The following is a 23,952-nucleotide window of genomic DNA, read 5'->3' as shown; positions in this document are numbered from 1 at the left end:
ATGTCTGAACTTTTTCGCTTCCCCGAATTAAGCCGTGATGATCCCCACAGCACGCTGGCACAGCGTTTGAGTAATAGCTATGAAAAAGGGGTTGCGCAAGGGTATGAGCAGGGATTGGCAGAGGGGAAACAGCACGCTAAAGAAGAAGTAGAAAAGCAGCTGCGCGAAGAGTTTGAAGGACGCGCCCAGCAGCACTCACAACAAGTTCAGCAACAAACTCAGCAGCATTTAGATGCGTTAATAATCAGATTTCAACAACGTTTACAGTTGGAAGAAAAACGTCTGAGTAGCGAAATTGCTGAGTTAGTTAACGCGATCAGTAAAGCGGTATTAGATGCGGAATTAAGCTTAAATCCACAACATTATCTGCGTGCGGTTGAACAGGTATTGGAAAATTTGCATGGCCGAGACCAAATTGAGTGTATTCAGGTATCAGAGGCCGATGGTCAATGGTTGCAGACTCAAAATATCAGTCAGATAGGTGGGGTGGAAATTTCTATTGATGAATCTTTACCTGCCGGTCAGGTGCAGTTTTCAGGTCAATCGAAGCTGCACTTATGGTCTTTTAGTCAGCGACTAGAAGATGTGTTGACTCAAATAAAACCTATTTTGACAGGCGAACATGCAGACTGAAATTAGCCAGCGTCTAAAGGCGGCCGCCAAAGCCATTCATCCGCCCGCGTATTTTAAAAGTTACGGGCGTTTATCCCGAGTCAGTGGCATGACACTGACCGTTACGGGTGGGCGTTATCACATTGGTCAGCGTTGCCAGGTAGAAGCCAGAAATGGTCGATGGATAGATGCAGAAGTGGTGGGCTTCGATAACCAACAGGCTTATTTAATGCCTTTGATGCCGGCGACCGAATTGTATGCTGGTGGTCGAGTGAGAAGTTGTTCGCAACCCGATCAGTTGATCATAGGTAATGGTTTATTAGGCAGAGTTGTCGATGGTTTATTACGGCCAATTGACGGTTTGCCAATGAGTAGAGACAAGCAGTCTAACTTGGTTGCTCAAAATATTCTCAGCCCCATGCAACGCAAAGGCGTAGAAGAGCCTCTTGATGTAGGAATACGAACGCTGAACAGTTTATTCACTGTTGGGAAAGGACAGCGAATGGGATTGTTTGCCGGTTCCGGGGTAGGTAAAAGTAAATTGCTGGGCATGATGACGCGGTTTACCTCGGCCGATGTTGTTATCGTTGGTTTAATTGGTGAGCGTGGCTGGGAAGTGCGAGATTTTATTGAGCACAGCCTTGGAGAGGAAGGGCTTAAAAAAGCGGTAGTCGTAGCCGCACCAGCAGATCAATCGCCTTTACTGCGCCTGAGAGCAGCTGAGCTTTGCCATCAGTTAGCGGCGCACTTTAGAGATAATGGCAAAAATGTCTTGTTGTTAATGGATTCACTGACTCGTTATGCGCAGGCTCAACGTGAAATTGCATTGTCAGTAGGAGAGCCACCGGCAACTAAAGGGTATCCTCCGTCGGTTTTCAGCAAGTTGACTCAATTGGTCGAAGGTTCCGGTAACAGCGCGGCTAGCAGTGGCACCATGACTGCAATCTATACCGTTCTCGCGGAAGGTGATGACCAGCAGGATCCAATAGTTGACAGTACCCGTGCGATTCTCGATGGGCATATTGTACTAAGCCGTGAGCTGGCAGAGCGAGGACATTACCCAGCGATAGATATTGGTGCATCAATCAGCCGGGTAATGCCCAACATTGTTGATGAAGAGCACATTAAGGCCTGTTATCAGTTAAAGCGTTTGTACAGTCGCTACTGCCAAGTGCAGGAACTGATCCCTTTAGGTGCATATCAGTCGGGTCAGGATCCTGAGCTTGATAGAGCTGTTAAGTTATATCCGGCCATAGAAGCGTTTTTATGTCAGAGCTTGAATGAACAAGCAGATTTTAGTCAAAGCCAACACCAGTTACTGGAGTTATTAAATGAAGATGCTTAGTCGTTATCTTGATACTCAAAAAAATAAACTCGATAGTATGCAAAAACGTCAGGAGCAGCTGCTCAAGCGACAAGACAAAGAAAAAGACCGTTTTAATCAACTGCTGTCTCACATCGATTCATTACCTGCAAGTAAACAAATGACCTCAACGTTGGCATTACAAAATTTGAGTGCTGTACGTCAGCAAGTAAGTCATTTGTGTTATGAGCAAAACCAGAAAATTGCACAGGTAGAACAGGAGAGGAAACAGCAACAGCAGGCATGCCTTAGCCAAGCACGATACAATATAGGTATTAGAACACTGCTTGATAAGCAAGTTGCCCGCGAAAATTATCGCCAACAATGCATTGAACAGAAAAAACAGGATGAATTTGTAAGTCAGCTCTATGCGAGAAGAGGTGCGCTTAAAAGTTGAGTTCAATTGAATTCATATTAGCGTTATCCGCATTAATGAGTACGAGTACGGCCACCTTTTTATGAACATCCAGGTCTTTCATTTCTATCCTACTTATTCGGTATAACGGCATTTCGGAAAACAACCCAAAAACGTATTACCAGCTTTAGGGCCGCGTTTGGCCGTTCTTTCCACTAACTCACCAGAACATTTTGGGCATGCCTTGGTTTTTTCAATAGTTACCTGAGGTGAAACCTGCACATCATTTACCAATGCCAATAGTTTTGGACTATCAATAAACTCTATGGGTTTGTCGAACTCGATTGTTGAAAGCATGCTGCCAGTATAGGCGGAAGTTGCCAGGCGTATTCGGGAGAGTGAGCAACGAGCCCTGATGTCTATAGAGACGGACAAAGGGGGATTTCATCGCGGTAACATCGTGGTGCCACTGGTTCGGGTAGCGCATTGATCATCTGGCTGCTTATGTTCATTTGTTGCCAGTTTCTGAGCATCATCATCACAGTGGTGCTGGTGGTTTATTACGTCATTCTTTGGAAGTTGCTTTCTGGGCGGCACAAGCAGCGGAAGGGATCATCTTTGTTGCCAGTGGCACACCGGTTGAGAAAAAAGAGCTAGAGCCAAGGTGGCGTGTTGCAGCCGCTCTTGGCGGTTTGTTCCATGATATTGGTAAGCCCGTTTCAGACTTGTCCATTACAGACGAAGATGGACGCTATCAGAGGACCCCTTTTTTAGAAACCTTATCCTAGTGGACCACTAAAAACAGCATTGAACGCTATTTCATTCGCTGGCTATTCCACCGGTGGTGCTACCATCGCTGATCATCGGCTTGGTATTAATGGCGGGGTTGGCGTTAAGCCACTTGCAGAAGAAGATATGAGGCCTAGGTAATGGCTACTAAGACAGGATGATAACATCTAATTATGATATGAATATCTGTATTATTCACATCATTAATAGATGTGAATGTGCACTTCATTCGAATCATGATATGATTTGAATAGGCTGTTATTTAAATCAAAAGGCGACAAGATGTGGATCTGGCAACAAGCTGACTGGCCGAACTTTATCTGGGATGAAAAAGTCATTGAACCCAAGTTACGAGACATTCGCTTTCACCAAGGAATGTTGTTGGGCAAGATGTCGAGCCAACCCAAAGACCAAAAGCAAAGTATGTTAGATACGCTATTGGCGAACATTATTCATTCCAGTGCCATTGAAGGTGAGAAGCTCAATGCTTTTTCTGTTCGCTCGTCCTTGGCTAATAAGCTCGGTCTTTCTGAAGAAAAAACATTTCCAACCACTGAACGCACTGATGGCTTAGCAGAAATAATGTTAGATGCGGTGGAGAATTTAGACTCGCCGCTCTCACTTGAGAGAATATTACAATGGCATAAACGACTGTTTCCTGAAGGTTACACCATGTTTAATCCTGTGATAGGGGGGCAATTGCGCGGCGAAGAGCCTATGCAGGTTGTGTCGGGTAGGATTGATAAACCCATGGTACATTTTGAAGCGCCAGGCCGAAATGTGCTTGAGTACGAACTAGGCGTGTTTATCCGCTGGTTTAATGATTCTCGTGAGGACCCAGCTTTAGATCCATTGCTTAGAGCTGCGATAACACACCTATGGTTTGTGACTCTCCATCCTGTGGATGACGGCAATGGCAGGATCACCCGCTTACTCACTGATTTGGCGCTGGCCCAGGCTGAGCGTCAATCTGTCCGTTTTTATGCAATGTCAGTGGCGATTTTAGCCAACCGTAAAAGCTACTACGAAATATTAGAGCAATCCCAGAAAGGTGAACTTGATATTACCGCTTGGCTTATGTGGTTTTTAAACACCTTAGGTGAAACATTCACTAATGTGCTCGAAGAAATCGACCAAACGGTTTTTAAAACAAACTTCTGGCGAAATGTCGATCAAACGCGACTGTCTTCGGAACAAGTAAAAGTGCTCAATCGAATGCTTGATGGAGATTTTGACCAAGGCATTAATACGTCGCAATACCATAAAGTGGCGAAAGTGAGTAAGCCAACCGCATCTCGTCATTTAGCGGCTTTGGTCGAGATTGGTTGCTTGGTAAAAAGTGAAGCCGGGGGCAGGAGCACTCGTTATAAGCTCGCGCACTTGAGTGAAAAACACGCACATTAAGAGAATACGCCAATAGAACTAGCGACAGTTTTCAACTAGCTTAAGGTGTACTAGTGTGATTACCAAGGGATACTGACGGTATAAGTACCAAGCGATTTTGACGTAATCACACTATCAATGTTGCCGCGCTTCGGCAAGCTTTGCCAGCCGTAACGCAGTGGTATTCATGTTTTCCCTTAGCCAAATGTTTCGAACGCCGCTAGCGTGTATGTCGACGTTTCTTTCAGATTTGAGAAGCCGCGAAACCTTGGATTGTCCCAGGTGTGGGTTAGCCAGGGAGAATTCGATGACGACTTCTTCAATGGCTCTGTCAGTACGGTTTTTGTGATGCAGATCCGGCGTTTCCTGACGTTTTAACGATTCGATTCCACCTTGTTTTATCAATTTACGATGACGGTAAATCGTGTCTCGGGAAACGCCACTAAGTCGGGAAGCTTCTGCCACATTTCCAAGCCTGTCAGCCAGTGCTAATACTTCTAACTTCTTCTGGATCTCATTGTCTTCCGAGGACAATTTTTCAGGCTCAGAGACTTCTGTTACCTGTAGCTTTCGTCCGGCGAAGTAAGCTTCAAACCGCTTATATTTACCAGTACGAATTTCAATTTTCTGGTTTGCGATTGAGTGCTTAAGCGGTGAGTCGATGAAGTAGAGTTTTCCCCTATAGCTAAACGTATGGTCGTTACGGATCTTCCGGTAAACCTTAGTGATACAGATATCATCAAGGTTGGTGTAGCGTGGTACAGGCGTATATTCGTTGTCTGATATTCTTGATTTTACAACCAGATTTTTACGCCAGAACTGGGGAATGAAGACGTGTTGGAGGTAGCTGTTTGCGCCCGCCATGTCAGTAATCTTGTTGAGTCGTAACTCCGGTATCAACCTGTCTTGCAAGGTATCGAAGGCGCGTTCAATCCTGCCTTTACCCTGAGGAGAACTGGCGAAGATGATTTCAATCCCCAACTCCTCACAGGCCCGTTGCATCTGGGAGAAATTGCAGCGTTTTGGGCCACCGAATATTCCGGCACGATCAACATACAGGGTTTTAAATACACCGTATTTCTCAACGACTGAGCGCATTACTTTCATACAGCCTTCAGTCGTTTCTGACGGAAAGAACTCAGCATGAATATCGCTGTTGGCATCATCAATCATCGCGATTAAACACGACTTCCTATCGCCGAACCAGCGATGTGTGCTGCCGTCCATTTGCAGCATTAACCCTGGCGCTTCCATTCGCTCTCTGCGTTTGTGAACACGGCTGCGCCTACGCTTCGCCCGTTTTACATGATGGATATCATGTGCCCATTTACGCAGTGTCTCGCGCTTAACAACAATGTGTTCATGAGTCTCAAGCATCTCGGCGAGGTGCAACAGGTTCAGATCATAGTATTTCTCGCGGATTAGCAACTGAACTTGCTGCTTAAGCCGGTCAGGCGTTTTATTAACTGGCTCGCTGCCTGTATTTCCGTGAACAACGAACTGTAACCCTTGGCTTCGGTAACGCTGTAAATAACGTTCAACAGTACGTCTGGATTTATTGAGGAGCTTAGCGGCATTGGCTATCGTAATTTTACGCTCAGCCACTTTCGCGATGACATCAACTGTCAATTGAGCTTTGGAATTCAACACAATCATCCTTAGCGTTCCTCAAATGCACAAACAAAGCATTTAAAGAACACGGTTAAAGATAACCGTCAATTTCCCTTGGTAATTAGCGACTACGACAGAATCGCGTGGTAATTAAAGTACGACAAAGTCGCTTGGTGTTAACAGCTTAAGGTGTACTAGCTCAGACCTGATCTGACAGTTACCCAGTTTTTCTGGTGCCAGCGTCAGATTAGATTTGAGCTAAATTCTTCTCAGCTGTTCACATTACCGGATAATTACTTTTCTCGCTTGTCGTTGGACGTAAGCAAGCTCGCCGCACTCATCGACACCATTAATAACATCAATACCGTGGCTAATGAATGCCCTGTTCATGATAAAAAGCCGAGCGAGGAAGACTTAGTAGGTCGAGTTTATGAATACTTCCTTAGTACTCACTCGGATGTACGCGATGTCTGTCATATTTTCCTCATGTGGACATTAAGATCTAGAGTCTGCGGATTATTCCGAAAATCGCCCAAACGTCAACGTTAATGTCCGCAAAAAAGGTAGACATTCTGACTGGACGTTTAGGTGTACCTTGGTGTCCAGTGAAATGCAGCGCATTGCATTACCTGAACCTACCGTCTGCTTTGAAATGTTTCGAATTAACATTGATGTAGCTTCCAGCGACAGGAGCCTCGCCAAACTTTTTTCTGCATACACGTTTAATCTCTTTTATAAGATGGACCGCAACGAACCCAATAGTTGGGTACTTTTCCTGATCGAGCTCATAAGTGTATGAACAGCCTTCGGTTTCACAATCAACGCCGTGTAGCCACTCGTCACCTTTGGGTATGGCAGTTACGGTAACTTCACCATGGCACTTTGGGCATGTTGCCTCGAAATCGTAAATACTCCCGTCCTGTTCGTAGGCCCAGTCCCAAACAATTCCATTAAACTTCGCCTTGTTGTAACTTTCAAAACTGAACCATTGGAAGTTCTCATTCTGTTTCCGCCATCTATAGATGAGTAAAACGAGCGCTGAAATAGTCGCAAAGAGTGAAAAAACCAACAAAAAGAGAAACCAACGCGGCACAGTTGCTACTTCTAAATACCACGAAAAGAACTGCCCAGTAGTAGCGAAGTACGCACTGATGAGTCCAATGATCGCTAACACGCCGTATTTAATAATGTCGTAAAGTGCTGCCTCTCTGATTGCCTTTAGCATCAAATGTCCCTTTTCAATATTGAAGATTTTCTATGATTTTTAGCTTTTGTGTCATTGCCATTCCAGCAGAATAGAGCGAATAAGTCATCCCGGTTTTTTCGTGGCCGACAATCTCTGCGGCCTCGTTGTGACTTACACCCGCTCGTTCAAACAACGTAGACACCGTTTTGCGAATCGAGTGGAACACGTAACGACCGTCAAAGCCGAGTCCATCACGCAGAGTCTTGAATCTCTTCCCAATAGCGTCTCCTCGCTCCCCGTTCTTAGTGACGGACTCACCAGGCAAAAGATAACCGTCGGTACTCTTCTCGACTAGCTCATCCACCAGCGCTGTCAGTTCGCTGTGTACGGGAACCTCGCGAAGTCCGGCTTTCGTTTTGGCGTCTATTATGTCGAAGAACCGAATACCGTCTCGTTCTTTAACGTGTTCGACCTTGAGACGTGCAATCTCCTCTCGTCTCATCCCTGTGTATGCTGCGATGGTAATGGCGGCGACAAGGTTTGGGTCTTTACGAGGTTTATTTTTGGCCGCTTCAATGAGCCGTGGCACGTCGGAAACCTCGAAGGCTTGTCGAAGGTCTTGTTTCGAAGCTTTTCGCTTGCTGGTGAACCTGTGGCCTTCGAACGGGTTCGCCTCGTCGGGGTTCAAATAGTCGAGCCGTTGCAGGAACTCAAAGTAACCTCGACAGGTTCCAACTCGGGCCTTGATCGTGTTCTCGGCGAGGTTCTGTTGTTCCATTTCCATGATCCACTTTGTCACATCGGAGCGCTTAACGGGGAGGGCAGGGAACCGTTTGGTTAATAAGTCGAGATGATGCTCCCTTTGCTGCTTCGTTCGAGCTTCAACCGAAAGGCTTGATAAATACTCCTCGGCGTGGGTTGGAGTCGGCAGAAGGTTTCCTTCGACTATATCTGCAAAGTGACTCATCGCGTCCGGGCCCTCTTCGTGATAGATCCGCTTGAGTTCGTCTGTGCAGACCATCTGTTGCGTGCCTAGCCCAAGTTCATTGACCTCATGAGCGTATGACGGTTTTCTTCCATTCTGACGTTTGAATTTCTCAATAAGAACTGCGTCTTTTCGGCGCTCATCTTCGAGTATTTTGCGCCACTCCAGCGCTCGATGGGCTACACCGACGTTCCCTCTGTACGTTTCGATCTGAGCTTTCCATTCGGTGACGATTCGACTCGCCCTGTACTCAGCGTCCTTTAGGTTTCTTGTTTTCAGCGTCTGCCAAAGCTCTGTCTTACCGAAGAACTCCCGGACGTCTTCGGGGACGGTTAAACGTGCGTAATAAGTGTGGCCGCGTAGCGCAAGGAACGGCCTTCCGACGGGCTTGCCATGCCCTTTGGGTTACCTCATTTAGTTTTGCTCTGAGACGCTGATTTTAGCGATATTTCATGTTGGGTCAATGCTGATGGGTTCCCCGAAAAAGGTCCCCGAAGGTGTGGGCAATAAAAAACCCCGAAGGCTTATTTTACGCAGCCTAGCGGGGTTCTTCGGTTGTTGGTGGAGCTGGCGGGATTTGAACCCGCGTCCAGAAAATGTCTACTTTTGGTACTACATGCTTAGTTTGTCTTTTATTTAACTACTTTAGACCCCGACAAACAGGGTTCCTGGTAGCTGTCCTGATACTATTTCGCGGTTCAACCTCAGGAGAGTTTCCCTCGCTAGTTTGCTTTAATGACCTTCCAAAATCCTGGCTAGCAGACAGAGCTTAGGTGGAAGGGCCTATACCGGTTATTAAGCGGCTAGTGCGTAGTTTTCGTCGTTTGCGACTATTTAAATGCGGCTTTTTAAAGAGGCAAACCGCACCTCTGCATGCACCTCCAGCTTCCTAGATCCTGTCGAATCCTAATCAGCCCCGGGCGATCGCCCTGTTTCCAGGACATTCACTGTGTTGTAACAGTATCAGTGAATATGCGGTCGATTCTATCGCATTCAAGGCATAGGAACAAATTAATTCAACAGTGAAAGGCACTTTAAGTATTTGAACGGACAAAAAATTACCACCTTGTTATCGTTTGTGAATAATAATTAATCAGAAGAAACGGTGGCGATTCTGAAAAATTTCATTAAAGTATACGCGCTTACTTAACTGACTCGGATATATGCAGCACACAGATACCGGAATTTATTCGCCTTTTACCTTTCCCTGCGGCACAACTGTGAAAAATCGCTTGGTAAAAGCGGCGATGGAGGAGAACATGGCAGATGCAAACTTGCAGCCTGACCACAGCTTGTTGTCTCTTTATCGTTATTGGGCTCATGGCGGAGTGGGCATGATAATCACCGGCAATGTGATGGTTGATTACCACGCCATGACAGGCCCTGGTAGCGTTGTAATTCCGGCCAACGGCAATCTTCAGGCCTTTGAAAAATGGGCTGGTGTCATTAAATCAGGTGGTGCAAAAGCCATCATGCAGTTGAATCATCCGGGCAGGCAGATGCCACGGGAAATAGCAGATAGAGCGTGGGCGCCGTCCGCAGTACCTCTTAACTTAGGTCGTTATAGCAAACGGTTTGCAGAGCCGGTAGCCATGTCGTGTGACCAAATTCATCAGGTGACTCACCGTTTCGCCCACGCTGCAAAGCGAGCTAAAATGGCCGGTTTTGACGGCGTGCAAATTCACGCTGCCCACGGTTATTTACTCAGTCAGTTCTTATCGCCTTTATCTAACCAACGTCAGGATGAATGGGGCGGTTCGTTAATTAATCGCGCCCGTTTGTTATTGAATGTGGCTTGTCAGGTCCGGGCAACTTGTGGCAACGACTTTGTGGTGATGATAAAGCTCAATAGCGGTGACTTTCAGCGTGGCGGTTTTACCCCGCAGGATGCCGCTGAAGTAGTGACAGCCCTTGAACGTCTCAATATTGATGCGATAGAGTTATCCGGTGGTAACTATGAATCGCCGGCAATGCAGGGGCGGGGAGAGCACAAAGCCGAATTGAGTGACGATGCGTATTTCCTCAGCTTTGCCAAAGCCATTAGCGAAACCAGCCGAATTCCCGTTATGACCACGGGCGGTATTAGCTTAAAGACAACAGCTGAGAAGGTTGTGCAAGACGGATGTGCTCTGGTGGGAATGGCCAGCGCATTAGCATTTACGCCTTATCTTCCTCTGAAGTGGCAACAAAAGCCCGATTATAAAGGGGTACGACCAAGCTGCAACTGGTCAGATAAAACCTTGGCCGCACTGGTTATCATGGCAAAGGTGCGAAGACAATTGCGTCGGTTAGGCAACGACCTGACGACCATGAGACACCCCACAAGTATTTGGAGTTTGGTTCTGGATACCTTGCACCGGCGCAAAATGACCCGCCTCTACCACCGTTTCATGCACAGTCACGCTGATGATAACCTGATGGGAATGAAGCACGTAACTACACGCTGTGCTTCATCACACGCTGTTTCTGACGCTCCCAGTCGCGATCTTTAACTGTGTCGCGCTTGTCGTGGGCCTGTTTCCCCTTGGCGAGGTAAATTTCCAGTTTTACCCAGCACTTTTTCCAATACATAGCCGTCGCGACAATTGAGAAACCTTGTCGTTCGCGGGCCCCGATGAGTTTGTCAATTTCTCTTTTGTTTAGCAGTAACTTTCTGGCTCGCTCGGGTTCACACACCACATGGGTTGAGGCCTGATTCAACGGCGTTATTCTGCTGCCAACCACATAAGCTTCACCATTTTGTAAAATGACGTACGCGTCTGTGATGTTAACTTTTCCTTCACGGATACTTTTTAGCTCCCAGCCTTGTAGCGATACACCTGCTTCGAATTTTTCCTGCAGGTGGTAGTCGTGCCGCGCTTTTTTATTCAGCGCGATAGTGCCGGTAGCGTTTTGATTTGATTTCTTCTTTTTCATGCCCGCCATTATACTGATTGTGCCTTGAATGTCTTTTGATTTTACTACTGATAAACACCCAAGCAAATTCGTCTTTAACTAAGCATAATGGGGGAAATTGCTGAAATTTAAAGGGTAGGTGGGAATAAAGTCTCATGGTAAACTTAGAGGAAAATAAGTGAAAAGCGAAAGTGAATATCATGCCCAGTATCCAACGCAGCGCGTTAGTGGCATACAGTGCTCAGGCCATGTATGACCTGGTTAACGACGTGTCGTCTTATCCCGAATTTTTACCTGGTTGCAGTGACAGCAAAGTCCTCGAACAAAACGATGACAAAATGAAGGCCTCTTTGCTGGTAGCAAAGGCAGGTGTTAAGCAGTGGTTTACCACGCAAAATACGCTTACACAAGCCAAAAGTATAGAAATGGAATTGGTGGATGGTCCATTCAAGCACCTCACCGGAGGGTGGACATTTTCCGCTCTCTCTGACTCAGCGTGTAAAATTGAATTGCGACTTGATTTTGAATTCAGCAATAAGTTGACAGAATTCGCTTTTGGTAAAATTTTCAGTAGTCTGGCAGCCAGTATGGTGAATGCCTTCACCGAACGAGCGAGGAAAGTATACTGATGGAAAAAGATATGTCTGTGGAAGTGGCTTATGCCTTACCGGGTAAGCAATCGCTGCTGTCGGTATCGGTTTCTGAGTGCGCCACGGTTGAGGAGGCTATTGTGCAATCCGGTATTCTCACGTTACATCCAGACATTGACCTTGCGAAAAACAAAGTGGGGGTGTGGAGCCGGGTAGTAAAACTAAAAGATAAGTTGAGCGAAGGCGATCGCATTGAAATTTACCGACCTTTAATTGCTGATCCGAAAGAAATTCGTAAACGGCGAGCCGAAAAGGCCATTGAAGAGGGTAGAGCCGACAAAGTTACGGGTGGGCGCCCAAACCCACTCAAGGCCAAGGGCGCGCCTTAGCGCTCTCTGAGCTCACCGACTTCCAGAAACGGTGATGCATCAATATCTTCTGCATCCATCATTGAGGCGATACGTTGCATGGTCGCCACCATTTGGCTTTGCTCCCAGTCTTTCATGTTGTTAAATCGGTCAATGAAGTGCTCCTGTAGTGGGCGAGGGGCATTTTCCAACGAAGCTTCACCCTTTTCAGTGAGATAAACGCCCACTTTTCGCTTGTCCGTGGTACTTCTTATCCGCGTAACCAGTTCTCGGGCTTCAATGCGGTCAAGGATATTGGTAATTGTGGCCGGGCTTAGGTTTATGCTGTCGGCAATTTCACGCACCATAATACCAGGACGCTCCTGGATATTTTGCATAACAAGCAATTGGGGGCCGGTAAGCCCCACATCTCTGCTCAATTGCTTGCTGCGCAAATCTACCGCGCGAATGACTTTTCTTAAGGCAACTAATAATTCTTCTTCTTTTCTCATAGCGTTGTCCGTCGTAAACCTGATCTACACCAACTGGTGTAAAAAATGCTGATGCTTGTGATAATGATCGATAACGTCATTGATCACAGCAAGTTTTGACCATCCCATAATGTCATAGCCCTGTCCGCCCTCACTGAGATGGACCTCGGCGCGATAGTACGTTTCATCTGGGCTCGTGTCCAGTTTACCGTTTAAATCAGGCTGATGGGTAGAGGTAAGATGAACAGAGTAAATAAAATCGGGTTGATCGATTATGCCAACCGTCAGCTTAATGAAGTTATCATTGCGTTCAATCGTTACTTGAAATAGTAAGTGTTCAAATTCGTCTTTTACGTCGTTAAATGCAGGAAGTACAGTTTTTTCTAAGAAGCGGGTAACGGCTTTTTTATTGGGAAATGAAACAATGTTTTCTAGCCTTGAACGCCAGTTTTTATCGTCGTCGCCGGCTGAAGCCTGCAGGGCGTTAAATTGCAGGCTTTCTCGTTTAAAGGATTCCACTCGCAAAGCTTTCCACAGCCCGTACATGGCTATTAACAGAATGATCGAAAACGGTAGTGCCGCAACAATGGTCATGGTTTGCAGTGCTCCCAATCCGCCGGCAAATAGCAACACGGATGCTACCACGCCAACGCTGGCAGCCCAATAAATACGCTGCCAAACCGGGGTATCATTGCGGCCGTTAGAGCACAGCATGTCGACAACCATAGCGCCGGAATCACATGATGTGACAAAAAATATGATCACCATCACCACGGCCAGCAGGGTTAATACACTGCTATAAGGAAAGTATTCGAGAAATACAAATAACGCCACGGAGGTATCTTCGTTCACCATATTAGCCAGTGCGTCTTTGCCCTGAACAAGTACTAAGTCGATTGCTGCGTTACCAAAGACCGTCATCCACAGTAACGTAAATGCGGTGGGTATAAGTAATACTCCCATGACGAATTCGCGAATAGTACGGCCAAACGAAATTCGGGCAATGAACAAACCTACAAAGGGGGCCCAGGCTAACCACCATCCCCAGTAAAAAATGGTCCAGCCGCCAATCCAATCGGTTTTTTCATAAGCAAATAAATTGAGGGTGTTCCTGACGATATCTGATGCGTAGGCGCCTATATTTTGGATGTAGGCCTGGAGCAGAAACACAGTGGGGCCAAGTATGAGAATGAACAGCACAAGGGCGACGGCCAAAATCATGTTGGCTTCTGAAAGACGGCGGATCCCTTTGTCGAGACCAGTAGTCACTGACACGATCGCAATGGCCACTATTGCCAACATAAGTAGTATTTGCACTGTGGTATTGGCCGGAATGCCAAAGGCATAAGAAAGCCCCGCGTTAATTTGCGCGGCACCGAATCCCAGTGAAGTCGACACACCAAAAATGGTGGATGTGACAGCAAATATATCTACCACGTGTCCTGGCCAGCCGTAAATTCGCTCGCCAATAATGGGGTATAGGGCAGAGCGCAAGGTTAAAGGAAGGTGATGGCGGTAGGCAAAGTAACCCAATACAAGTGCTACAGCAGCATAAATAGCCCAAGGATGGACGCCCCAATGAAAGAAAGTGGTTTTCATGGCTTCCCTTACTGCTGCCACGCTAGCTGGGTCGGCTGTGGGGGGAGCCAAAAAGTGCATGACTGGTTCTGCCACGCCAAAAAACATGAGCCCAATGCCCATGCCTGCGGCAAAAAGCATAGACAACCAAGTGAGTTTACTAAATTCCGGTGTGGCGTGGTCGGGTCCCAGTCGTATATCACCGTATCGGGAGAAACCTAAAATGACAACAAAAAGAACGATGATGGCAACGGTAAGAATATAAAACCAACCGCCGTTATCGGTGACTACTGCTTGTAGTGATTTGAAAAAGGCATTGGCTGCGTCCGGTGCAATGGCCGTGCAGATCATCAGAATGAGAATAGCCACAGATGAGGGGATAAAGACAAATAGGTTCAATTTGCCTTGGGATGCTTTGGGTGTTGCCACGCTGTCTTCCTTCAATGTGCAAAAAACTACATAAGAGCCCGATGTAATGAGACCACTTTACGAGCTCTTCAATGATTGCTTTTCATTGTGCTATAATTATTTGAGTTCTACGTATAATAATGCTGTTTTTTTCGGTACAAGATTTTACGTGCCGTAAAACAACTGTCTAAATAGAACATAATAGTTTGAAGTAAAGTATAACTTTTTGCTATTCGGAAATAAATCTTACCGAATGCCTCCAGTTAAAATAGTTAACCTTAGAATTAAAACACTAACTCAACATTGAGGAACACACATGCAAAAGACTCGTCTAAGCTGTGCGATTGTTGCCGCATTGGCATCAACGCCATTATTAGCACAAGAGGCTGAAAGCAGAGCGAAGATTGAAACCATCGAAGTTACCGCTACTAAGCGAACTGAATCTATTCAGGACGTACCGGTAGCCGTAAGTGCACTTGATGGAAAAGCATTAGAAAATCTGGGGATAGATAGCTTTCAGGATTATGTAGAGTTTCTGCCTAACGTGGTATTTCAGGGTACCGGGCCTGGCCAAAACGAAATTTACATACGCGGGGCCGCGACTACTCAATCCAACATCATGTTGTCATCAGTTCAGGCGCTGCAGCCTTCCGTGGCGTTTTATTTAGATGAACAACCCGTGTCTATGGCGGGACGCAACCTCGATATTTACGCCACCGACATTCAACGGGTAGAAGTCCTCCCAGGGCCGCAAGGCACCTTGTTTGGGGCGAGTTCACAGGCCGGTACGGTGAGAATGATAACGGCAAAGCCCGATCACTCTGCATTCTCCGCAGGGGTGGATACGAACGTGAGTTTCACCAAAGGTGGTGAAATGAGCAACGCGGTTGAAGCTTATTTTAATATGCCCGTTACCGACGATTTTGCGGTTCGCGTTGCGGCATATAACGATAAGCAGGGCGGTTGGATTGACAATGTGTTAAACGTGCCCGGTGAAGGTGGGTACATTGGCAGCGCACAGGTTATTAGTCGTATATCTGGTGGTGTATTACAAGATCCGGCAGCAATGGATGCAAATAGAATCACTAACCCAGACATTGCCACGAATGATGAAGCCGCTGTTGTCTCACCGAAAAACGACAACCTGGTAGAAGAAGACTTTAATGATGCTGTTTATGCCGGTGCGCGAATCGGGTTGTCCTATCGCATCAGCGAAGACTGGGATTTACTTGTTCAGCACACCCAGCAAACCCTCGAGACAGAGGGGGTGTTTGCCTATGATCCTAACCTTGAAGGCGAAAGCAGTACGAATCGCTTCCAACCTGAAGAAAACAAGGATGAATTTGGTTTAACCACCTGGACACTGGAAGGTCGTTTGTCGAAGCTTGATGTGGTTTACACCGGTGGTTATCTCGACCGTGAAATTGATACGCTGGCAGACTACACGGGTTATACGAATGGTGGTTTGTTTTCTGCCTACTACGTTTGTAATTATTCAGCGGCTGGTGATGCAGCAGATGAACGTTGTCTCGATCCTACTAAATTTTACCGGGAAGATACTACATCAACCCGCGCCACCCACGAACTGCGTTTCAACACCACAATGGATGCACCATGGCGTATTACCGCAGGGCTGTTTTACGATGATCAGGAAGTGGCGACAATCGGTCAGTTCAATATTGCCAGTACCACGAAATTTAATGCGCTGGAAACTACATTGGTTGGTAGTGAAGGTATAAATAGCAACGGTGGTCCTTTCCCGTCTGACATCAGTTTTGTCAACGATATTACCCATACTATTGAGCAAATAGCGGTATTTGGCCAGTTTGAATATGATATTACGGATACAGTGACAGCCAGTATTGGCGCACGATGGTATCAAATTGATGACGAGTATAAAGGCTCTACGAGCACAGTTGACGTATCTCGCCGGGTACGTGCATTTGGTACCATGGATGCAGACGAATTAAGCGCGGTCGGTGAAGATCCTGCCCTGGTTGCTCAGGCCATTGAAAGCGGACAGTTAGAAGTGGATTTATTAGATTCAAATGGCGTGCTTACTGTTGATGACACCATCTGGAAATTCGCCATCGACTGGAAAGTCTCAGAAGATGTTCTGTTGTTTGCTAACTATTCCGAAGGCTTCCGTCCGCCGGTGACTAATCGCGTAGGTGGCGGTTTGGCGTCAAATCAGTCAGGAAAGTTTGAGAACTTCCGTATACCCGTATATTCCACTACCGATACTTTAGACAACTATGAAATTGGTTTGAAGGGCGATTTTTTCGATGGCATCGTGCGCGTAAACGCTACGGCCTATTACTCAGAAATTACAGATTTACAAACCTCGCGTTTCGACCCAACGAACATTTCGTTTTTAGTGTTCACTGACAACGTGGGAGACGCGGAAATCCGCGGTCTGGATGCTGATATTACGTGGCTTGCAACTGATGATCTGGTCATTAGCAGCGCTATTAGCTGGCTCGACACCGAACTGACTCGCGTGAACAGTGAACTGGTTGGCATTTCAGCTGGCGTTGGATCTGAATTACCCTATTCTGCGAATTTTTCCGGGAACATCAATGCGCGCTACTTCTTTGAAGTAAGTGGTGGCAAGCAAGGTTACGTCAATGCCTCTGTCAGTTATACCGGTGATCGCCTGGCGGGTATGGTAATGGATGCATATGTGATGGAAGACGCTACACAGTTGATTTACGGCACAGGCTCAGGTCTGGAAATTCAGGATGAAACAGCTGTATACGATGGTGTCACCTACGATGATCGCAATGGCGAAACATTCCGTGGCGGTCGCTACGTGCAGGAAGCATACATGCTGGCAAATCTCGCTGTAGGTGTGACTAACGACGAATGGAAAGCAGAATTGTATATAGACAATGTGTTTGACGAAAATGCTATCTTAAATATTGATACTCAGCAATTTACACCTAAAGTGGTGACTAACCGTCCCCGCACTATTGGTGTGCGTTTGTCTTACGATTACTATTGATTTCTTTGTTTACGACGTAAATACGTTACCATTGCAACGGCAAACCAGAGGGTTTGCCGTTTTTTTTCACAGCAAAGCAGGACAAGTATGACTCATTCCGTGCAATCTCGTCTCAAAGCAGCTAAGCAAGCGCTAATGCAATCTCAATTTTCGCAGGCAATTGCATTGTGTCAGCAAAGTTTATCTCCCAATGAAGACGAAGCGTCTGACAAAGAGGGCTTGTATTTGATGGCGGTTGCTCAGCGCATGACAAAAAAGCCACTCGCGGCCTTGGAGACATTGAACAGGTTACTCACGCGCTTTCCCGACTACGGCAGAGGATATCAAGAGCAGGGATATTGTTTAAAACTGCTCGGCGACGAACGCAATATGGCAGTGGCGTTCTATCGAGCTACCAGCTTTAACCCGGCGCTAATTCCTGCTTGGCGTGAATTGGTAAACGTCTACCAGCGCACGGGCAATGCGCCGGCACTTAAGCTGGCCAATGAGCATGTTGAGACCTTGTCAGCCTTACCCAAGCCTTTATTAGGTGCCATGGATTTACTCCACGAAGGCCAGCTCGCCAAAGCCGAAGACGTATGCCGGAAATTTTTACAGCAACATAAGCACCATCCTGAAGCCATGATGTTACTAGCAGAAATAGGTATGCAATTTAAGGTATACCACGAAGCTGAATTCTTATTGGAGAGTTGTGTTGCGCTGTATCCTGACAATGTAGCTGCTGTAACCGCCTATCAAAGTGTACTTAGCAAACTAGGCAAATTTCCCCAAGCGATAACCTTGGCCAGGAAAAGGTTGAATAAGGATCCCCAACACTATCAGGCAAAGGTGGCGTTAGCTCATGGGTTGGTTGGTGTGGGTGAGCTTGATGAGGCAATAAACATATATCAGGCGTTGTTGAAAGAGAATGCTGATAAGCCCGCTCTATGGGTCCAATACGGTCATGCGCTTAAAGCAAACGGGGCAACGAGTGAGGCGGTGCATGCCTATGAACAGGCGGCTCGAGTTAGCGACGATTTTGGGGATGCTTACTGGAGTCTTGCAAATACGAAAACCTATCGTTTTACAGGTGACTGGATTGAGAAAATGGCTCGTGTTGCCGACGGCGAGCACGTATCTTTAGACGATAAGATTCACGGATGTTTTGCCATGGGTAAAGCACTGGAAGACAACGGGGATTTTCAGCAGGCATTCCACTATTATGCGAAGGGTAACCGCCTTAAACACCAAACCCTGCGGTTTGATATTCGCAGAACCGAACAGGCGCTAAAAGCACAGGCCAAGGCATGTGACGCAAGCCTCTTTGCCACAGGGAAAGGGTGTGGTGCAAAAGATCCGATATTCATTGTTGGGTTACCCAGAGCCGGTTCAACGTTGCTGGAGCAAATTCTTGCATCCCATTCCCTGGTCGACGGTACCATGGAACTACACGATATTTTAAGTATAGCTTCGGGCTTGAGTCATCAGCAAAAACCGTATCCATTTAACCTTGCAGATCTAACAGATGAAAAGTGTAGCGATCTTGGTGAGCAATATCTGGCGCAAACCCAGGCATACCGACAACAGGCGCCATTTTTTATTGACAAAATGCCGAATAATTTTATTCATATTGGCTTAATTAAACGCATTTTGCCTAATGCCAAAATTATTGACGCCCGCAGGAACCCGCTTGCCTGTTGTTTCAGCGGGTTCAAGCAGCTTTTCGCAGACGGCCAGGAGTTTACTTATTCGTTGACCGACATTGGTCGTTACTACAATGCTTACGTAACCTTGATGGATCATTGGAATTCAGTACTGCCCGGTGAAATCCTCACCGTTCAACACGAGAATCTTATCGACGATTTGGAAGGGCAGGTAAGACGAATTCTCGATTATTGTGGTTTGCCGTTTGAAGAAGCATGTTTGCATTTTCACCAAACCCAGCGGGTAATCAAAACACCCAGCTCTGAGCAGGTACGCCAACCTTTGTATCGGTCGGGTATGACGCAATGGAAAAAATTTGAACCCTACCTTACGCCCTTGTTTGAGGTGTTACATTCAACGCGTTAGTACTTCTTACGTTGTAAGCCCGTTTCAGCCAGAATTTTGGCTGAAATTTCTTCTATTGAATACCGTGTGGAATTGAGGAATGGGATTTTTTCACGACGATAAAGGTTTTCCACCTCACGTAATTCCATTCGGCATTGTTGCAACGAAGCATAACGACTATTTGCACGTCGTTCTGAGCGGATCTGGCTTAAACGCTCGGGTTGGATTGTCAAACCAAACAACTTATTTTTGAATCTTCGCAAGGGAGGAGGCATCTTCAGCATGTCTCCCATATCTTCCTCGGTAAAGGGATAATTTGCGGCTTTTATCCCGTATTGGAGTGCGAGATAGAGGCTGGTGGGGGTTTTCCCTGAACGGGATACGCCTACAAGAATAATGTCTGCTTCGTCGTAGTTTTTGAGATTTGACCCATCGTCATTAGCCAGCGCGTAATTCACTGCTTCTATACGAATATCATAGGTCTTTTCATGGATACTGTGGGTGCGATGTTTTTCCGGTTTAGACGGTACACCGAGTACTTTTTCAACAGGGGCAACGAACTGATCGAGAAAATTGTAGTTAATTCCCACTGAGCGGGAAATGATTTTCCGCACATCGGCATTCACAATTGTATAAAAAACGAGCGGCCTCTCACCAGTATCTTGAAAACTTTCAGAAATTTTATCCAACACACGGTGCGCCTCTTCCTCTGTTTCAACGAATGGAATTGTCGTGTGGTTAAACTTTATGGGGAATAGAGACAGCAGGGCGTGCCCGAATACTTCGGATGTAATGGCGGTACCGTCGGAGATATAGTAAGCAGTGCGCAAAACATTTCCTTAACATTGTTGTAATATTCTTTCAGGGTTCAGAAAGATTTTACTTTCATTTTTTCTACATTCTATGATGAAACCGTCGAAAAGCCAGCCTGCTTTTATCAGCTGGCAACATCCTCGGCACGCAATGAACGCCCGCTATAGAGTTTGGGTAAAAAATTTTGAAAAGCTGGAGGCTTTGGCCGTGCAAGAATACGTACTTTGGTATCAAGAGTTGGGGATGCATGATGTGGGTCGCGTTGGCGGCAAAAATGCATCATTGGGTGAAATGATTTCAAACCTGGCAAATGCCGGTGTTCAGGTACCGGGCGGATTTGCCACAACAGCGGCAGCTTTTAACGAGTTTTTGGATCAGAGCGGTCTGGAAGCAAAAATTCACGATGTTCTTGACTCTCTTGATGTTGAAGACGTGACTGCCCTGTCTGAAGCCGGTAAAAACATCCGTCAATGGATCATCGATACACCATTTCAGCCGGCCCTGGAAAATGCAATTCGCGATGCATTTGACACACTGCAGGCAGAGGCGGGTGGTGAAGCTTCCTTTGCCGTACGTTCATCAGCTACTGCTGAAGATATGCCTGATGCGTCATTTGCTGGTCAGCAAGAAACCTTCCTGAACGTAAAAGGCTATGATGCCGTTATGGTGGCCATTAAACACGTGTTTGCCTCCTTGTTCAACGATCGCGCGATCTCATACCGTGTACATCAGGGATACGATCACAAGGGCGTCGCCTTGTCGGCCGGTATTCAGCGTATGGTGAGAAGTGACATTGCTTCATCCGGAGTTATGTTCACCATTGATACTGAATCAGGTTTTGAAGACGTGGTATTTATTACCAGTTCATACGGCTTGGGCGAGATGGTAGTGCAAGGTGCAGTTAACCCGGACGAATTCTATGTTCATAAGCCGACGTTGAATGCAGGAAACCCGGCAATTCTTCGCCGCAATCTGGGCAGCAAGCTCACCAAGATGATTTACTCTAGTGATGAAGCCCACGGCAAGCAAGTGGAAATCGTTGATATTGAGCGGTCTGCCAGTTTGAACTTTTCTTTGTCTGATGAAGAAGTACAAGAGTTGGCTAAGCAAGCGGTTATTATCGAAGATCACTACCAACGCCCAATGGATATTGAATGGGCTAAAGACGGTATAGACGGCAAGTTATATATAGTGCAGGCTCGTCCTGAAACGGTAAGGAGCCGTGAAGATAGCCAGTCTATTGAGCGCTTTCAGTTGAAAGACAAAGGTAGCATCGTATGCGAAGGTCGCGCAATCGGTCACAAAATTGGATCAGGTGAAGCCAAGGTGTTGGGCTCGATAGAAGAAATGGATAAGATCCAAGCTGGTGATGTATTGGTTACAGACATGACCGATCCGGATTGGGAACCTATTATGAAAAAAGCCTCAGCCATTGTAACCAACAGGGGCGGCCGCACTTGTCATGCAGCTATTATAGCCAGAGAATTAGGTATCCCCGCAGTAGTGGGTTGTGGTAATGCCACCGATGCTATCAAGGCCGGTGACAAAATAACGGTGTCATGTGCCGAAGGTGACACCGGCTATATCTACAGTTCAGAGCTGGAATTTGATGTAGTTACATCCCGCATTGACGCCATGCCCGATTTACCGTTAAAAGTCATGATGAACGTGGGTAACCCCGACCGCGCATTTGACTTTGCGCGCTTGCCCAGTGCCGGAGTAGGGCTTGCGCGTTTAGAGTTTATTATTAACCGCATGATTGGCGTGCACCCAAAGGCACTGTTGAATTTCGATACCCAGCCTGAAGAGTTACAAGAAGAAATCAGTGATATGATTGCTGGTTATGCGTCACCAAAGGAGTTCTACATACAAAAGTTGGTTGAAGGCATTGCTAGTATTGGGGCTGCCTTTTCGCCGAAAAAAGTGATCGTTAGAATGTCAGATTTTAAATCCAACGAGTACTTCAATTTGGTGGGTGGGTATCAGTATGAGCCCGATGAAGAAAACCCGATGCTGGGCTTTCGCGGTGCAAGCCGCTATATCTCGGAAGACTTTAGAGATTGTTTCGCGTTGGAATGTGAAGCCATTAAACGGGTTCGCAATGATATGGGCCTCACTAATGTTGAAATTATGATCCCTTTCGTTCGCACCTTGGAAGAAGGCCGAAAGGTTATTGCGCTTCTGAAAGAAGAAGGGCTTGTGCAGGGAGAAAATGGACTGAGGGTAATTATGATGTGCGAACTGCCTTCAAATGCTTTGCTGGCAGATGAGTTCCTCGATATCTTTGACGGTTTCTCTATTGGTTCAAATGACTTAACACAGCTTACATTGGGGCTGGACCGTGATTCAGGTGTTATTGCCCATCTGTTTGACGAGCGTGATCCGGCCGTAAAAGCCCTGTTATCTATGGCCATACGCACGGCGAAAAAACGTGGAAAGTATGTGGGAATTTGCGGGCAAGGGCCCTCTGATCACGAAGATTTTGCTGCCTGGTTAGTAGAAGAAGGGATTGATTCAGTCTCATTAAACCCCGACACAGTAGTAGAAACCTGGCTGTATCTCGCTGAAAAACACAGATAATGTTCTGTCGGAGCTAATATTTTTGTTTGTACTGAAAAAAAGCGGTTTGTTGGCTGAGCCAACAAACCGCTTTTTTAATGGAGATTGGTCTAGCGCAATTTCCGTGACAACAGAAAAGTATCCAGTTTTTTGGCACCGCGACTCATACTCGTTTGCACCAGCTTTAGCCAGACTCTGGCGCGAGGTACGTCATAGCTTAGTACTACCAGCCCAGCCAGAATCAATAACGTAGACCCTGGGATAATGGTGAAAACAACACCTGCTACAGCCAGTAAAGCACCCACTGTCATTCTGACGGCTTTTAACATGAATAAACCTTCTGTTTAATTTTCTTCCCGTTACTACCATAATGGTTTTAGAACTAATGCCAAGCGTTGAAGTGTAACCAGTTGTGTGGATCCGCGATTGGCAGGCGGGTGATAGTGGCGGTGTTTTGTGATAAGTTACATTGAAACAACAGCCTTTACACAGGCATGATAGCAAACAAGACAGTGAAATATGACAGATCAAACCGTACCAGAAATATCTGAACAAGAGCGCAAAGAATGGATCAATCAGCAACTACAGAAGGCTAATAAACACTTGGCTGAAAACGGTATTGTGGTGAGTACTGTTGATGAAAAAGTGAGTCGCTACTTATTGCCGTTTTTTGCCGTGTGGAAAGTTAAGGCCAGCGATAACAAGTTCTATTGGGCTTTAAGCGGTGATTTGCCTGCAGACTTCATTGCCGGTGACAATGCTAAAAACGCCCGGGAAGCGCTTCGTCATTTTGCCCTGAGTTGGCAAATAAAAGCGGAGAATCTCGTTCGTTCCGGCATTGCAGATCAAACGCAAATGCAGTTTGCAGGTATTTTGCAAAACCGAGCTGAAAAACTTCACGACTTCGCTGAAGAAGATGCCATTTGGCGTAACTAACAAGCGCACCGGTATTCTT

20 protein-coding genes, 1 other RNA gene and 3 pseudogenes are annotated in these 23,952 nt (G+C 46.4%); 13 read left to right on the top strand and 11 right to left on the bottom strand.

Translation table 11 applies throughout. From position 1 onward, the window contains the following. Genes KO518_RS15025 through KO518_RS15015 form a run of 3 tightly spaced genes read left to right on the top strand, consistent with a single transcriptional unit; the run spans position 1 to position 2,372 of the window. Positions 1–633 carry a FliH/SctL family protein gene (locus KO518_RS15025; RefSeq protein WP_216026603.1) on the top strand — a complete coding sequence of 211 codons (633 nt, stop codon included), beginning with the start codon at positions 1–3 and terminating at the stop codon, positions 631–633. Beyond that, entirely contained in the window at positions 623–1,957 is a 1,335-nt protein-coding gene (locus tag KO518_RS15020) for a FliI/YscN family ATPase (protein WP_216026602.1), read from the top strand. The genes KO518_RS15025 and KO518_RS15020 overlap by 11 nt, the downstream gene beginning before the upstream one ends. After that, positions 1,944–2,372, top strand: coding sequence for a flagellar FliJ family protein (locus tag KO518_RS15015; RefSeq protein ID WP_216026601.1), 429 nt, complete (start codon positions 1,944–1,946; stop codon positions 2,370–2,372). The genes KO518_RS15020 and KO518_RS15015 overlap by 14 nt, the downstream gene beginning before the upstream one ends. A gap of 93 nt (positions 2,373–2,465) precedes the next feature. Here the strand turns inward: KO518_RS15015 and KO518_RS15010 are convergent, their stop codons facing one another. Further along, entirely contained in the window at positions 2,466–2,687 is a 222-nt protein-coding gene (locus tag KO518_RS15010; protein ID WP_252736138.1) for a topoisomerase DNA-binding C4 zinc finger domain-containing protein, read from the bottom strand. Between the two features lie 128 nt (positions 2,688–2,815). Between KO518_RS15010 and KO518_RS15005 the strand changes: the two are divergent. The 3 genes and pseudogenes from KO518_RS15005 to KO518_RS14995 form a co-directional block, all read left to right on the top strand. Beyond that, positions 2,816–3,115: pseudogene (locus tag KO518_RS15005) on the top strand (TraI domain-containing protein); the annotation flags it as partial. A gap of 29 nt (positions 3,116–3,144) precedes the next feature. After that, positions 3,145–3,249 (top strand): annotated as a pseudogene (locus KO518_RS15000) (conjugal transfer protein); the annotation flags it as partial. 152 nt (positions 3,250–3,401) lie between these two features. Then, the gene (locus KO518_RS14995; RefSeq protein WP_216026600.1) at positions 3,402–4,523 is read left to right on the top strand and encodes a Fic family protein; all 1,122 of its coding nucleotides are present in this window, start codon (positions 3,402–3,404) and stop codon (positions 4,521–4,523) included. 114 nt (positions 4,524–4,637) lie between these two features. Here the strand turns inward: KO518_RS14995 and KO518_RS14990 are convergent, their stop codons facing one another. The 5 genes and pseudogenes from KO518_RS14990 to ssrA all read right to left on the bottom strand — a co-directional run bounded on the left by KO518_RS14990 (position 4,638) and on the right by ssrA (position 9,202). Then, complete coding sequence (locus KO518_RS14990; protein WP_216026599.1) at positions 4,638–6,158, bottom strand: ISNCY family transposase; 1,521 nt, start codon at positions 6,156–6,158, stop codon at positions 4,638–4,640. Between the two features lie 580 nt (positions 6,159–6,738). Next, the gene (locus tag KO518_RS14985) at positions 6,739–7,338 is read right to left on the bottom strand and encodes a hypothetical protein (protein WP_216026598.1); all 600 of its coding nucleotides are present in this window, start codon (positions 7,336–7,338) and stop codon (positions 6,739–6,741) included. Positions 7,339–7,351: 13 nt separating this feature from the next. Next, positions 7,352–8,320, bottom strand: a complete 969-nt coding sequence (locus KO518_RS14980) for a tyrosine-type recombinase/integrase (protein WP_216026597.1) — start codon at positions 8,318–8,320, stop codon at positions 7,352–7,354. A 171-nt stretch (positions 8,321–8,491) separates the two neighbouring features. After that, a pseudogene (locus KO518_RS20270) lies at positions 8,492–8,641 on the bottom strand (DUF6538 domain-containing protein); the annotation flags it as partial. A gap of 202 nt (positions 8,642–8,843) precedes the next feature. Beyond that, positions 8,844–9,202: a transfer-messenger RNA gene (gene ssrA, locus KO518_RS14975) on the bottom strand. Positions 9,203–9,447: 245 nt separating this feature from the next. Here ssrA and KO518_RS14970 point away from each other — a divergent pair. After that, positions 9,448–10,776 carry an NADH:flavin oxidoreductase/NADH oxidase family protein gene (locus KO518_RS14970; protein ID WP_216026596.1) on the top strand — a complete coding sequence of 443 codons (1,329 nt, stop codon included), beginning with the start codon at positions 9,448–9,450 and terminating at the stop codon, positions 10,774–10,776. On the opposite strand, the gene smpB is transcribed toward KO518_RS14970, so the two are convergent. Then, positions 10,721–11,200, bottom strand: a complete 480-nt coding sequence (gene smpB / locus KO518_RS14965; RefSeq protein WP_216026595.1) for an SsrA-binding protein SmpB — start codon at positions 11,198–11,200, stop codon at positions 10,721–10,723. The two genes, KO518_RS14970 and smpB, sit on opposite strands and share 56 nt — an antisense overlap. A 179-nt stretch (positions 11,201–11,379) precedes the next feature. Between smpB and KO518_RS14960 the strand changes: the two genes are divergently transcribed. Further along, positions 11,380–11,808, top strand: coding sequence for a type II toxin-antitoxin system RatA family toxin (locus KO518_RS14960; RefSeq protein ID WP_216026594.1), 429 nt, complete (start codon positions 11,380–11,382; stop codon positions 11,806–11,808). After that, positions 11,808–12,158: an RnfH family protein gene (locus tag KO518_RS14955; RefSeq protein ID WP_216026593.1), complete on the top strand. Its 351-nt coding sequence runs from the start codon at positions 11,808–11,810 to the stop codon at positions 12,156–12,158. Before KO518_RS14960 ends, KO518_RS14955 begins: the two co-directional genes overlap by 1 nt. Here the strand turns inward: KO518_RS14955 and KO518_RS14950 are convergent. Continuing rightward, positions 12,155–12,628, bottom strand: a complete 474-nt coding sequence (locus tag KO518_RS14950; RefSeq protein ID WP_216026592.1) for a MarR family winged helix-turn-helix transcriptional regulator — start codon at positions 12,626–12,628, stop codon at positions 12,155–12,157. The two genes, KO518_RS14955 and KO518_RS14950, sit on opposite strands and share 4 nt — an antisense overlap. A gap of 24 nt (positions 12,629–12,652) precedes the next feature. Next, positions 12,653–14,614, bottom strand: coding sequence for a choline BCCT transporter BetT (locus KO518_RS14945; RefSeq protein WP_216026591.1), 1,962 nt, complete (start codon positions 14,612–14,614; stop codon positions 12,653–12,655). Between the two features lie 295 nt (positions 14,615–14,909). On the opposite strand from KO518_RS14945, the gene KO518_RS14940 reads away from it, so the two are divergent. Continuing rightward, positions 14,910–17,597 (top strand): TonB-dependent receptor, encoded by a 2,688-nt coding sequence (locus KO518_RS14940; protein WP_216026590.1) that lies wholly within the window; start codon positions 14,910–14,912, stop codon positions 17,595–17,597. An 87-nt stretch (positions 17,598–17,684) separates the two neighbouring features. Beyond that, on the top strand, positions 17,685–19,646 hold the full coding sequence (locus KO518_RS14935; RefSeq protein ID WP_216026589.1) for a tetratricopeptide repeat-containing sulfotransferase family protein: 1,962 nt from the start codon (positions 17,685–17,687) through the stop codon (positions 19,644–19,646). Here KO518_RS14935 and KO518_RS14930 read toward each other — a convergent pair. Beyond that, entirely contained in the window at positions 19,643–20,455 is an 813-nt protein-coding gene (locus tag KO518_RS14930) for a pyruvate, water dikinase regulatory protein (protein WP_216026588.1), read from the bottom strand. The two genes, KO518_RS14935 and KO518_RS14930, sit on opposite strands and share 4 nt — an antisense overlap. 190 nt (positions 20,456–20,645) lie before the next feature. Here KO518_RS14930 and ppsA point away from each other — a divergent pair, with 190 nt between their 5' ends. Continuing rightward, positions 20,646–23,018, top strand: a complete 2,373-nt coding sequence (gene ppsA, locus KO518_RS14925; RefSeq protein ID WP_216026587.1) for a phosphoenolpyruvate synthase — start codon at positions 20,646–20,648, stop codon at positions 23,016–23,018. An 89-nt stretch (positions 23,019–23,107) separates the two neighbouring features. On the opposite strand, the gene KO518_RS14920 is transcribed toward ppsA, so the two are convergent. Beyond that, positions 23,108–23,326 carry a PGPGW domain-containing protein gene (locus tag KO518_RS14920; protein WP_216026586.1) on the bottom strand — a complete coding sequence of 73 codons (219 nt, stop codon included), beginning with the start codon at positions 23,324–23,326 and terminating at the stop codon, positions 23,108–23,110. 190 nt (positions 23,327–23,516) lie between these two features. On the opposite strand from KO518_RS14920, the gene KO518_RS14915 reads away from it, so the two are divergent. Continuing rightward, positions 23,517–23,933, top strand: coding sequence for a DUF4826 family protein (locus tag KO518_RS14915; RefSeq protein ID WP_216026585.1), 417 nt, complete (start codon positions 23,517–23,519; stop codon positions 23,931–23,933). The last annotated feature ends 19 nt before the right edge of the window (positions 23,934–23,952 follow it).

Source organism: Aestuariibacter sp. A3R04 (assembly GCF_018860805.1).
Classification (GTDB): Bacteria; Pseudomonadota; Gammaproteobacteria; order Enterobacterales; family Alteromonadaceae; genus Alteromonas.
Note: the sequence above shows the minus strand (reverse complement) of the source record. Positions and strands in the feature narration are given on the sequence as shown.